This window comes from Haloferax sp. SDI50 (genome assembly GCF_059802635.1).
Map to the genome: position 1 here is coordinate 1,975,500 of NZ_JBPULL010000001.1, position 12,019 is coordinate 1,987,518.

The 12,019-nt window shown below is 66.9% G+C and carries 9 protein-coding genes; 4 read left to right on the plus strand and 5 right to left on the minus strand.

The annotated features are described in order from the left end of the window. Nucleotides 1-24 precede the first annotated feature (24 nt). The 4 genes from ACSR87_RS10405 to ACSR87_RS10420 all read right to left on the minus strand — a co-directional run bounded on the left by ACSR87_RS10405 (nucleotide 25) and on the right by ACSR87_RS10420 (nucleotide 4,149). The gene (locus tag ACSR87_RS10405; protein WP_498530413.1) at nucleotides 25-615 is read right to left on the minus strand and encodes a 50S ribosomal protein L15e; all 591 of its coding nucleotides are present in this window, start codon (nucleotides 613-615) and stop codon (nucleotides 25-27) included. Between the two features lie 227 nt (nucleotides 616-842). Further along, entirely contained in the window at nucleotides 843-1,919 is a 1,077-nt protein-coding gene (locus tag ACSR87_RS10410) for a sugar ABC transporter permease (protein ID WP_498530414.1), read from the minus strand. After that, entirely contained in the window at nucleotides 1,916-2,851 is a 936-nt protein-coding gene (locus tag ACSR87_RS10415; protein WP_115802184.1) for a carbohydrate ABC transporter permease, read from the minus strand. The genes ACSR87_RS10410 and ACSR87_RS10415 overlap by 4 nt, the downstream gene beginning before the upstream one ends. Nucleotides 2,852-2,856: 5 nt before the next feature. Continuing rightward, nucleotides 2,857-4,149 (minus strand): substrate-binding domain-containing protein, encoded by a 1,293-nt coding sequence (locus ACSR87_RS10420; protein ID WP_498530415.1) that lies wholly within the window; start codon nucleotides 4,147-4,149, stop codon nucleotides 2,857-2,859. 228 nt (nucleotides 4,150-4,377) lie between these two features. On the opposite strand from ACSR87_RS10420, the gene ACSR87_RS10425 reads away from it, so the two are divergent. Continuing rightward, nucleotides 4,378-5,517 (plus strand): ABC transporter ATP-binding protein, encoded by a 1,140-nt coding sequence (locus ACSR87_RS10425; protein ID WP_498530416.1) that lies wholly within the window; start codon nucleotides 4,378-4,380, stop codon nucleotides 5,515-5,517. Nucleotides 5,518-5,581: 64 nt separating this feature from the next. On the opposite strand, the gene ACSR87_RS10430 is transcribed toward ACSR87_RS10425, so the two are convergent. After that, a complete protein-coding gene (locus ACSR87_RS10430) occupies nucleotides 5,582-7,588 on the minus strand; it encodes a DUF7997 domain-containing protein (protein ID WP_498530417.1) in 2,007 nt (668 codons plus the stop codon). Between the two features lie 104 nt (nucleotides 7,589-7,692). Between ACSR87_RS10430 and ACSR87_RS10435 the strand changes: the two genes are divergently transcribed. From ACSR87_RS10435 to ACSR87_RS10445, 3 genes are all read left to right on the plus strand, one after another. Then, a complete protein-coding gene (locus tag ACSR87_RS10435; protein ID WP_498530418.1) occupies nucleotides 7,693-9,924 on the plus strand; it encodes an alpha-amylase family glycosyl hydrolase in 2,232 nt (743 codons plus the stop codon). Nucleotides 9,925-9,929: 5 nt separating this feature from the next. Continuing rightward, nucleotides 9,930-11,000: a TrmB family transcriptional regulator gene (locus tag ACSR87_RS10440; RefSeq protein WP_498530419.1), complete on the plus strand. Its 1,071-nt coding sequence runs from the start codon at nucleotides 9,930-9,932 to the stop codon at nucleotides 10,998-11,000. Between the two features lie 151 nt (nucleotides 11,001-11,151). Further along, the gene (locus ACSR87_RS10445; protein ID WP_498530420.1) at nucleotides 11,152-12,009 is read left to right on the plus strand and encodes an SAM-dependent methyltransferase; all 858 of its coding nucleotides are present in this window, start codon (nucleotides 11,152-11,154) and stop codon (nucleotides 12,007-12,009) included. Nucleotides 12,010-12,019 lie beyond the last annotated feature (10 nt).

Sequence of the window (12,019 nt, forward strand, 5' to 3'; positions counted from 1 at the left end):
AAATCGGCGCGGTGGCGCGGGGCGTTACTTGCCGCGGCCGTTGCCGGCGCGGATGGAGGGACGGTTGTGTTCCGTGCCCTTACCGCGGTTCTGGAGACCGCGGTTCTTCTTGCCCGCGTTGGTGAGACCGCGGAAGGCGCGGCCCTCGTGGGTGTCGTCGCAGATCCAGTTGAGGTCGTCGTCGCTCTGGATGGCCGGGTGCTCGGGGTCGACGAGGATGACTTCCTGCCACTTCTGGGAGCCGTCCTGTCCGACGCCGTAGGAGTTCAGCACGCGCAGGTTGGGGTGCTTGCGGGAGGCGCGCTCCTCCGCGATGCGCGGGATGGACTTGCGGCGGCCGATGCGGTTGACGCCCTGGCGCTTCGTGCGGCGGCCGGCCTTGTGGCGCTGTTTGCGCGCGCCGCCCTTGCGGACGGAGACGCGGACCACGATGATGCCCTGCTTGGCCTTGTAGCCGAGCTCACGGGCCTTGTCGAGGCGGGTGGGGCGCTCGATGCGCTCGATAGCGCCCTGGTTGCGCCACTCCTGTTTTCGCTGCCACTGGAGTTCGGCCAGCTTGCCTTCCTTCGGGGTCTTCCACGCTTCCTTGATGTGGGAATAGAAGCTTCGTGCCATTGTGTATCACCGCGGGCGCTTGCGATTCAGTCCGTCGGGGAAATCCCCTGAGACCACATTTCGTCCCGTGCGTGACGGGTGCCCTCTGGCGTGCCCGCGTTGCCAGCGAGTTGGCGGAACTACCAACAGGGGAGGGTTAAGGACTTCGGATTCGAGCGACGCGCGTGCCACCGATTCACGCGGAGAGACGGCCGAAAAAAGCGGTATCGAGGGTGCGCCCGACGCGCTCAGCCTTCCATCCCGCCGAACGACAGGCCGCCTTCGATGTAGCGCTGTGCGAACAGGTAGATGAGCATGATGGGCGCGGCGAACGTCAGCGCGAACGCCGAGAACCGGGCCCACGGGATGGAGTACCGGCCGACGAGCGAGTACAGCCCGACCGGCAGGGTGTAGTTGTCCGTCGAGAGCAGCGTCTGGGCGACGACGAATTCGGTCCATCCGGTGAGGAAGGTGAAGATGAACACCGTCGCCAGCCCCGCCTTCGACAGCGGGAGGATGATTTCGGTGACGATTTTCCACGACGGCGCGCCGTCAATCATCGCGGCCTCCTCGTAGGAGACGGGAATCCCGTCCATGTACGTCTTCAGGAGCCACGTGTTGAACGGGACCGCGGTGGCGGCGTAGTACGCCGACAGCGCGAGTTTGCTGTCGTTGAACCCGAACTGGACGAACAGGGCGTACAGCGCGATGAGGAGCGCGACGCCGAGCCCGCCGCCGATTTGGGTGAACAGCACGTAGCCGTACAGCACCTTCGAGCGGCCGATGAACTGCCGGCGCGACAGCGCGTAGGCGCTGGGGACGATGAGACACATCGCCAGTATCACCGTCGGAATCGCCACGGTGAGGCTGTTCGCGAAGAACCGCTTGAACTCGGAGGTCTCCGTGACCCCGTACTGCGACACGTCGAGGAACGTCAGTTCGGGCGTCTGCAGGAACACCTCGTAGCCGCCGAGGCCGAGGCTGATGCGGTAGCTCGGGACGATGAGGTCGCCGATGACCCACAGGAACGGCTCGATGGTCGGGTCGGCCGGCCACAGGCGAATCCCGCTCGACGAGTACAGCGACGCGCCGGTGCCCGAGAAGGCCCCGACGGCGACCCAGTACAGCGGGAACAACAGGAGCGCGACGACGACCGCGGCACCGAGGGTGATGCCGGCGGTCTTCAGCACCGTCGCGGGGCTGACGCGCCCCTCGCGGATGCCTTCGAGGGTGTACTTGGCGTCCTTGACCGACTCGACGGGGGCCATCGCGGCGGCCCGCGCGTCGTCGGCGAGTTCGGCCGCGATGTCGGAGATGACGCTCATGCGTCGTCCACCCCGTCGGCGAGCTGTCCTTTCTTGACGTTCAGCATCATGAAGACGCCGATAACGGCCACGGCGACCAGCATGATGGCCGCGCCCTCACCGTACTTCTGGAAGCGGAACGCCTCGCGGTAGCCGTAGACGATGAGCAGTTCGTTCGTCCGCGACGGCCCGCCCTGATTGAACACGTACGGGATGAGGAACTGCTGGAACGACGCCGCGGCCGTGAGAATCGAGGCGAACAGCACGGGGCGCTTGATAGAGGGAAGCGTCACGTGCAGGAAGCGGGCGAAGAAGCCCGCGCCGTCTATCATCGCCGCCTCGTGGAGTTCCTCCGAAACGTCCTGCAGGGCGCTCACGGTGATGATGACCATGAACGGGTACGCCAGCCACGCCTCGGTGACGTTGTAGGCGAGGAAGGCCATCCAGCGCTCGGAGAGCCAGGCGATGGAGTCGAGGCCGGCCATCTGGAGGAACTGGTTGGCGAGGCCGAACTCGGCCGAACTGAAGATGCCGCGCCAGATGGTGATGGTGAAGATGCCCGGGAGGCCGAGCGGGATGATGATGAGCGCGCGCATGAACCGCTTGCCGCGGACGCGCTCGCCCGTCACCACGAGCCCGATGCCGAGGCCGACGAGCACCTTGAGCGCGACCGACGTGGCGACGAACAGCCACGTCACGCCCATCGAGTTCCAGAACTGGCCGTCCGAGAGGACCGTCACGTAGTTGGCGAGGCCGACCCACTGCTCTTTGCCCTGGAACAGGGTGGCCGGCTCCGCGTTGGTGAACGAGAGATACACTAGGTACAGGACGGGAAAGAGCATGAACGCGAGGAAGACGAACAGCCCCGGCAGTACCAACAGCAAGGGCAGGTCGTCCTTGCTCACCACCGGGCTGTCCGCGACGCGCTCGACGGCGCTGTCGACGACGCTCATCGTCCTTACTCCCAGTTAGACCGGATGTTTTCTTCGGCCTTCGTGAACGCGGATTCGAGCTCCGCGTCGCCGTTTTTCACGCTGTTGAAGGCGTCTTCGAGCGGCCCCCACACGTCGCCCATGTTCGGGTGCGTCGGGATGGGGGTGCCGAGCGAGACGGACTCCGAGAAGCCCTGGACGGCCTCGGGGAGGTCGCTGCTCGAAGCGAGTTCCTTGTGGACCGGAATGTAGCCGAACTCCTCGGCGTTCGCTGAGAGCACGTCGGTGTTCGTGGTGTACCACTCAGCGAACGCGCGGGATGCGGCCGCCGTCGCCTCGTCGCCCTCCAGCGTCGAGGTGAAGTAGAGCTGCTTGACCGTCGTGTACGGCTTGGGCTCGGCGTCGCCCTCGGGGGAGGGAAGCCGGGTGATGTCGGCGTCGATGTCGTTGGAGCGAACGTCGCCGAGGAACCACGGCCCGTTGATGGCGAAGGGCGCGTTGCCCTCGAGGAAGACGGCCGCCTGCGGGTCGTAACCCGTGTCCTTTGGCTGGTACGGGACGAAGTTGTCGAGGATGAACTGGAACCCGTCGAGCGTCGCCTCGTTCGACAGGCCGAGTTCGACGTTCGACTCGTCGAAGTAGTAGCCGCCGAAAGCGTGCGCCCACGCGCTCATGAAGTAGGCGTCCAACGGGTAGCTGAGGCCGTACATCCCGTTTTCGGGGTCGTGGTACTCCTCCATGGTGGCCGTCATGTCGGCGACGGTCTCGGGCGCTTCGTCCACCATCTCCTTGTTGTAGATGAGGCCGACGGTCTCGGCGGCGTAGGGGAGCGCGACGGTCGCGCCGTCGAACTGGACCGCCTCCTGTGCGGGTCGGGTGTAGACCGAGAGGTCAACGTTCAACTGGTCGCTCTGGTCCGAGAGGAAGCCGTTCTGGTAGTACTCGCCGGTCCAGTCGTGGGCCCAGTCGAACATACCCGCGCCCTGTCCGGCCGGGATGGCGGAGGTCGTCTTCTTCCGGAGGTCGGCGATTTCGGCGGGCTTCGCTGTGTGGGCCGTCTCCGAGGTGAACGTCTCGGCGTTGGCTTCGAGCGCCTTCTTCTCGGCTTCCGCGCGCTGGTGCCAGAGCGTGAACGTCCCGCTCGGCCCCGCGGACTCGGTCTCCGCTCCGGCGGTGGTCTCCTCGTCACCGTCGTCGCCCTCCGCACTGCTCTGTTCGGGCGTCTGCGTCGAATCGGTCTCCGACACGCCAACGCACCCCGCGAGTGCGCCGACGGCCGTCGTGCCTGCCAGTTGCTTCAGGATTGTGCGGCGGTTCATTGGCATAACGAATCTATGATGAACTATGTGTTCATATATTTAATTGTTCGGAATGACGCCCGCATTCGCGGAGGAACTCGCCAATACGATGCCATCGGGAATTCATTCAAACGACGCTAGAAGGCTTCTACACTCGGTTATCGAGGTTCAAAATATAATACGAACTATTGCATCACAAATTCAGAAAATAGGAAAACGATTATGGACGATGGGGACAGACGGGGAGTAATGGCACGTCTCACGCTCGAAGCGCTTCGCAAGGAGTACGACCGGGGTCGCGTCGTCGCCGTCGAGGACCTCTCGCTCGACGTCGAGGACGGCGAGTTCATCACCGTCGTCGGCCCGTCAGGCTGCGGGAAGTCGACGACGCTCCGCATGGTTGCGGGGCTCGAATCGCCCTCCGGCGGCACGATTCGAATCGGGGACGAGGACGTCACGGACCAGCACGCCCGCAAGCGCGACGTGGCGATGGTGTTCCAGAACTACGCGCTGTACCCGCACAAGACCGTCATGCAGAACATGGCGTTCGGCCTGCGGATGAGCACCGACCTCTCGAAGGACGAGCGCCGCGAGCGCGTCCGCGAGACGGCGGCGATGATGGGCATCGAGGACCTCCTCGACGACAAGCCCGACGAGCTGTCGGGCGGGCAGAAACAGCGCGTCGCGCTCGGGCGCGCTATCGTCCGCGAGCCCGACGTGTTCCTGTTCGACGAGCCGCTTTCGAACCTCGACGCGAAGCTCCGCACCACGATGCGGACCGAGATTCAGCGTCTCCAGAACGAACTCGGCATCACCTCGCTGTACGTCACCCACGACCAGGAGGAGGCGATGACGATGGGCGACAAAATCGTCATCCTCAACGACGGAAAACTCCAGCAGGTCGGCCGCCCGAAGGACGTGTACGAGAATCCCGCCAACGAGTTCGTCGGCGGCTTCGTCGGCTCGCCGTCGATGAACTTCCTCGATGTGTCGGTCGAACGCGAGGGCGACCGCCTCGTCCTCGTCGGCGACGGGGCGTTCTCGTACCGCCTGTCCGAATCGTTCTCGGCGACGCTCCGCGAGTCGACCGACGCGACCGAACTCCGCGTCGGCGTCCGCCCGGAGGACGTGGTGACTGCCTCCTCCGGCGAGAACGTCGTCGACTCGACCGTCGGCGTCGTCGAGCCCATCGGCTCGGACAACTACCTCCACCTCGACATCGGCCCGGACTTCATCGCTCGCGTCGACTCGGACATCGAACCCGAGACGGGCGAGACGGTCGGCGTCACCTTCGACGAGTCGGACCTCCACGTCTTCCATCCGCGGACCGGCGAGTCGCTGCTCTACCGCGAATCCGAGCGGCGCGCGGCCCCGACCCAGCAGGTGTGAAGACGTAGTTCGCTGTTTTCTCGCGGACCCTCGCTGTGCGCCGTGCGAGAGCCGTGCCGCCGGCTTACGCCCCGCCGAACGCGTCGTCGGCGTCGAGCGTCGCCAGCGTCGCCAGCCGAAGCGCGTGCGGCCAGCCGAGCGGCGTCGCGCTGTCGGGCGTGCCGTCGTCGAAGAACTGCTCCGCGAGGTAGCCCTCGTCGGTACAGAGCGGGCCGTCGGGGAGGACGAGGTCGAGGAGCGCGCGGCCCTCGTCGGCGAACTTCTCAGCCCGGTCGTCGCCGTGGGCGGCCAGCAGGGCGGCGAGTTCGACGCCGGCGTTCGCGCCCCACGCGGTCGAGACGGTCCAAATCTTCTCCGAGGACTGCTCGCGCGTCCGCCAGTCGTCGCCCTCGAAGCGGACCAGCCCCTTTACGTCGCTGTCGTCGGGGTCGTGCCAGAGGCCGTCGAAGACGGACTCGACGTGGCGGACGAGTCGGTCCAGTCGGTCGTCGTCGACGGCTTCGAGTCGGTCGTAGGTCCGGTGGGCCGACGCGAGCGCGAGCGCGGCGGAGTCGTAGCGGTCGTCGAGTTCGCCGTCGGCGACGCGGAGCGCGTAACAGCCGCGGCCCTCGCTCCAGAGGCGGTCGATGCCCTCGTACACCTCGCGGGCGCGCGCCGCGGCGCGGTCGGTCAGCGCCGAGTCGAGGTCGGATAGCGCGAGCGCGGCGTAGGCTTCGAGGAACGTCGCCGCGGTGTGGCTGAACCGGCCGGTCATGTTCTCCCACGCGTTCTGGCAGTCGACGGGGAGGCCGTCGTCGCCGAGGGTGTCGTCGAGGCTGTTGAGGGCGCGCGCCAGCGTCTCCTCGATGTCGGTGCGGAGGTCGTCGTCGGCACAGCGGTCGTGGTAGGCCGCGAGGAAGGCGATGACGCTCCCCGTCTGGTCGGCCTGATAGTCGGCGTCGTCGCCGGATTCGAGGCGGGCGTTCGCCCACCCGGGCGCGAGCGACCCGTCGAAGGGCCAGACGCGGTGGGGCCACGAGCCGTCCTCGCGCTGGGTGCGGCAGTAGGCGCGGGCGCTGCGCTCGTGCCACGCGTCGAGGCCGAGGTCGAGTCGCTCGTCGGACTCGAAGAGGAACGTCGAGATTTCGGCGTCGTCGCGGAACCACGTGTAGCCGTAGCCGCCGGAGTAGGCGTAGTAGGGGTCGAAGTCCGGGCCGGCGATGCGGAGGCCGAGCGCCCCGGACAGAAGCGAGAGCACGCGGATGTCAGCGCGCATCGCGGCCGATTCGCGGTGGTCGGGAACCGCGCCTTCGACCTGCCCCGCGGTGCGCTCGCGGAGGTCGTCGAGGTCGCGCGCGACGAGGTCGCGGACGCGGTCCAGCGCGTCCTCCCGGCTCGTCTCGGTGTCGTCGGTGAGCAGGTGGCCGACCGCGGCCGCGCCCGCCTCGAACGGGACGGTCCCGACGACCGCGCCGCTCAGTTGGCCCTCCTCGTAGCAGTCGTCGGTGCGGGGGCGCGGCAGTTCGACCTCGCCCTCCGAGAGCAGTTCGTCGAAGCCCTCGGGAACCCGACCTTCGACGTGGTCGAACCCGGGCGACGACGCGAGGAAGTCGTGTTCCTCGGCGTGGTACGCTTCCACGGCGTCGCCGTGGGTCAGTTGCCCGACGAGCGTGTCGCGGCCGTCCGGCTGGAAGTGGACGAAGGCGACGAGTTCCACGTCGGCGTCGGTCTCGAACCGGCTGACGTGGCCGTCGTCGATTGCGAGGTCGTACTGGGTCACGCCACCGTGAGGCGTCTCGTGTTCGGTGACGACGAGCGCGCCGTCGCCCGCGTACGACTGGTTCGCGCCCTCGTCGAACCAGTAGACGCCGGCGTCGTCGCCGACGGGGCGAACGCCGAACCGGGAGCGCTCGACGCCCCAGCGCCCGGACAGCGGGTAGCCGAAGTCGCGGAGCGAGCCGTCGGTCTCGACGTGGACTAACCGGCTTCCGAGGCCCGAAAACAGGCCGCTCGTCGTCCGTCGCTCGCCCGGGAACCGAGTCGGGTGGTCTGCGTGCCGCTTGTAGTCGGCCAGCGCGTCGCGTAGTTGCATTGCTGAGTCGTGGGACCTCCGCAGATAATAATCTTGGTGTAATGTTCCTTCAAACTTTCATACGGTTTCGAAACGATAAGGGTCCCCCTCACCCGAGGTGGGGTATGCATCACCCCGGTCCGCCGCGAGTCACGACGGTCGGCCGCCCCGTCGAACTCGCTCCGAGAGCCCCCGAACGAGACGCAACGTACCGGTGGCGCGTCCTCGACGCGCCCGCGGAGAGCGCGGCGACGGTCGGCACCGGGCCGGTCGTCCACCTCGCCCCCGACGTTCCCGGCACGTACCGCCTCGAACTCGACGCGCCCGACGGCCGCCACGAACAGACCGTTCGCGCCTTCCCCGACGACCGCCGCCCGGCGACGATGGCGGTCCCCGCGGCCGCCCTCGAACCCGCCTCGCCGGACGAGGTCGCCGTCATCGGCCCGTTCAACGACCGCCTCGTCGGCCGCGACCGGCCGCGCCGCGCCGGCGACGACTACGCCCTCGACGTGGCGCTCCCGCCGGGGTCGCATCCGTACGGGTTCGCCCCGCACGACGACCTCGCGGAGCAGGTTCGCGGCGACGTCGAAGTCCCCGGACTGGGCCGCCCGCGGGTTCGACTCGACGCGCGAATCGAGGAGAGTGAGAGTGGAAGCGACGGCGGCGATGGAGACGACGGTGGCGTCGGAGACAACGGAGACGACGAAACCGAACTCGTCGTCGTCGCGGACGCGGAGACCGCGCCCGACGCCGAGGAGGCGACGCTCGCCGTCGAGTTCCTGTTCGACGGCCGCGACGCGCTCGAACCGGGCGACTGCGAGGTCGACGGCGACAGTCTGCGCGTCCCGGTTGACACGCTCCGCGGGGTCGACTCGTCGGGGCCGGTCCGGGTCCACGCCGTCGCCGTCCAGACGACGACCGAGTCGGGCGAACCGTACGTCCGACATTCGGTTCTCGATACGCTGGTCGTGGAAGCAGGGGTTGCGGGCGACGAACCCGGTTCCGGCCTCGCCGTCTCGCGCCCCGGCGACGCGCCCGAGTGGGCGCACCACGCGACCGTCTACGAGGTGTTCATCCGGTCGTTCGCCGGCGAGACGCCCGACCCGACGTTCGACGAACTCGCCCGGCGGGTTCCCTACCTCGAATCGCTCGGCGTGGACTGCCTGTGGCTCACGCCGATACTGGAGAGCCACACGACCCACGGCTACCACGTCACCGACTACTTCGACACCGCGTCGGACCTCGGTTCGCGCGAGGATTTCGAGGCGCTCGTCGAGCGATGTCACGGCGCCGGCATCCGCGTCGTCTTCGACCTCGTCATCAACCACACGTCGCGGGACCACCCGGCCTTCCAGTTCCATTCGACCGGCGTCCCCGGCTACGAGGACCACTACGCCCGCGTTCCCGGCCGCGAGGACCCCTCCGACATCGACTGGGGCGGCCCCGGCGCGGCGGAACACTACTTCAACTGGACGCGCATTCCGAACCTCAACTACGACTCGCCGGCGGTCCGGTCGTGGATGCTCGACGTGGTCGTCGAGTGGGCGGCGGTCGTCGACGGCTTCCGCTGCGACGTGGCGTGGGGCGTCCCCCACGGATTCTGGAAGGAGGTCCGCGAGCGGGTGAAAGCCGACGACTCCGACTTCCTGCTCCTCGACGAGACCATCCCGCGGGACCCCGCGTACCACGAAAACGAGTTCGACGCCCACTACGACACGACGCTGTACGGGGCGCTCCGAGCCATCGGCGCGGGCGAGAAACCGGCGACGGCCCTCCTCGACGCCGTCGCCGACGCCCGCTGGCACGGCTTCCCCGACGACGCCGTACAACTTCGCTACATCGAGAACCACGACGAGGAGCGCTACCGGAGCGAAGTCGGTGAGGACGCGCTCCGGGCGGCCGCGGCCGCGACGTTCACGCTCCCCGGCGCGCCGATGATGTACTACGGGCAGGAGACCGGCGTCGCGGACCAGCGCGGGACGATGCGCTGGTACGACGCCGACACCGACCTCGTGGCGTTCCACCGGCGACTCTCCCGCCTCCGCGACGCGCACGAGGCGCTCCGCGTCGGCGATGTCGAACCCGTCTCTGCCGGCGTTGCCCCCACCGGAGACGATGGTGTCGAGGCCGACCGCGTGGTCGCGTTCGCCCGCGACGACGGCACCGACCGGCTCGTCGTCGTCCTGAACTTCGGCGGGGAGCCGACAACCGTCGAACTCGGCGCGGAAGTCGAGGGGACCGACCTCCTGACGGGCGAGCGAGTCGGCGCGAGCGACGCGGCCGCGGGCGATGGGGGCGTCCGCGTCACCGTCGCCGACGCGGTCGTGCTCCGCGCCGTCGGTGATTCGAGCCATTAAGTATCATGGTCGATGACAGTCCGAGCATGGACGACCGGGAACTCGCCGACCTCCTGGAGCAGTTCGGGCTCTCAGAGAAGGTCGTCGACACGTATCTGACTCTGCTCGAACTCGGGGAGGCGAAGGCGAGCCAGATCGCCGACGCGGCGGGCGTCTCCAAGCGCTACGTCTACAGCGTGAGCAAGGAACTAGAATCGCGCGGCTTCGTGGAGGTTAACGACCACGTCGTGCCGACGACGATTCGGCCCCTGCCGCCGATGGAGGTCATCGAATCGCTCTCCGAGAGCGTCGAATCCATGCGCCCCGCGCTGGAGGAGCGCTACACGGCCACCGCCCGCGACCAAGAGCGCTTCGAGGTCATCAAGTCCCGCGTGACGGTGCTCAAGCGCATCGGGGAACTCGTCGGCCGCGCCGAGTCCGAAATCACGCTGTCGCTCCCCTACGACGTGCTCGACGAGGTCGAAGACGAACTCCGGGCGGCCCGCGAGCGCGGCGTCCTCGTCTCGCTCGTCGTCAGCGGCGTCGAACCGCACGACGACCTCGCGCTCGACGGCGTGGCCTCGCTGGTGCGCGTTTGGCACGAACTCATGCCCACGATGCTCACCGTCGATTCGCGAACGGGCCTCATCTCCCCCGGCGAGATGGTCGCCCGGTCGAACTCCGAGTCGCAGGCCATCGTCTTCGCACAGCCACACCTCGGTCCGGTCATCGTCGGCTCCTTCTTCGGGAACTACTGGCCGATGGCCGCCGAGGCGTACACGACCGACCCCGACCCGCTCCCGGCGACGTACCACAACTTCCGCCACGCCGTCCTGCAGGCCGCCCTCTGCGAGCGCGCGGGCATCGACCTCGACGTGACCGTCATCGGACGGATGGTTCACACCGACGGGCCGACCGAACTTCACGGCCGCGTGGTCGATATTCGGCAGGGCCTCCTCGAACCCGCGAATAACTCCTTCCCGGTGGAGAACGCCTTCGTCGTCGAGACAGACGAGGGAACCTACAGCATCGGCGGACAGGGCGCGTTCGTCGAGGATTTCGAGGCCGACGCGGTGGAGTTCACGGCGGCCGAGTAGACCGGTACGTTCGACCTGTTTTTGTGTGCTGTACTGACCGACGTTCCGAACACAGAGATGTGTACCCCATCAGTTAATTCAATCCATCTATACAGTCTATTGAGTTGAACATATCGAAACATTTAGCTAATAGGCATAATATGGCAGATTTATGCCACAATCGATTGACACGAACGAAGCAGTCAGCCAGTACTACTCGACCGTCCACGAACTGTATCAGGAGTCGATGGACGAGTACGACCACCGGTCTATCCACTACGGATACTTCGACGACGAACACACGAGTCGAGATTCGGCGGTCGAGAACATGACGAGAGTTCTCGCCGAGACAGTCGATATCGACGCCGACGACAGGGTTCTCCACTGCGGTTGCGGAATCGGCGGTCCGGCCACGTGGATTGCGAAACATCGCGGTGCGGAGGTGGTCGGACTCAACATCACCGAAAGCCAACTCGAACACGCCCGGTCGCTCGCAAAGACGCGGGACGTCTCCGACCGCGCAGCGTTCCGGTACGACGACTTCACCGCGATGGAGACGGTCGACGACAGCGCGTTCGATGTCGTCTGGGGGCTCGAAGCCATCTGCTACGCCGAGAATAAACGGGACTTCTTGGAAGAGGCGTACCGCGTCCTCGACGACGGCGGTCGAATCGTCGTCGCCGACGGCTATCGGAGCGAACGTGACCTTCGCGAACGGGACGAACAGCTCATGCGTAAGTGGCTCGACGGGTGGAAGGTCCCAGACCTCGCTCACGTCGATGACTTTCGGGCGCACATGGAGGATATCGGGTTTGAGGAGGTTACTGCAGACAATATCGACGAGAACGTCCTCCCGTTTTCGAGGGGGACGTTCATGTCGAGTTTCCCACGGTACGTGCTCGTGAAACTCCGCGAGCAGTTGGGTCGGGGAACCCCAACGGAGGTGGCCCACGTCATCGCCTGCCACTATCAGTACCGGACGTTGCGTAAGGGTCTCTGGTCGTACAACATCGTCCACGGGACAGTCTGAGCGGCGGTCG

Coding starts and splice junctions, on each gene's coding strand:
- ACSR87_RS10410 (WP_498530414.1), bottom strand. CDS start 1,919: ATGAGCGTCATCTCCGACATCGCGGCCGAACTCGCCGACGACGCGCGG.
- ACSR87_RS10425 (WP_498530416.1), top strand. CDS start 4,378: ATGGCACGTCTCACGCTCGAAGCGCTTCGCAAGGAGTACGACCGGGGT.
- ACSR87_RS10420 (WP_498530415.1), bottom strand. CDS start 4,149: ATGAACCGCCGCACAATCCTGAAGCAACTGGCAGGCACGACGGCCGTC.
- ACSR87_RS10415 (WP_115802184.1), bottom strand. CDS start 2,851: ATGAGCGTCGTCGACAGCGCCGTCGAGCGCGTCGCGGACAGCCCGGTG.
- ACSR87_RS10405 (WP_498530413.1), bottom strand. CDS start 615: ATGGCACGAAGCTTCTATTCCCACATCAAGGAAGCGTGGAAGACCCCG.
- ACSR87_RS10445 (WP_498530420.1), top strand. CDS start 11,152: ATGCCACAATCGATTGACACGAACGAAGCAGTCAGCCAGTACTACTCG.
- ACSR87_RS10435 (WP_498530418.1), top strand. CDS start 7,693: ATGCATCACCCCGGTCCGCCGCGAGTCACGACGGTCGGCCGCCCCGTC.
- ACSR87_RS10440 (WP_498530419.1), top strand. CDS start 9,930: ATGGTCGATGACAGTCCGAGCATGGACGACCGGGAACTCGCCGACCTC.
- ACSR87_RS10430 (WP_498530417.1), bottom strand. CDS start 7,588: ATGCAACTACGCGACGCGCTGGCCGACTACAAGCGGCACGCAGACCAC.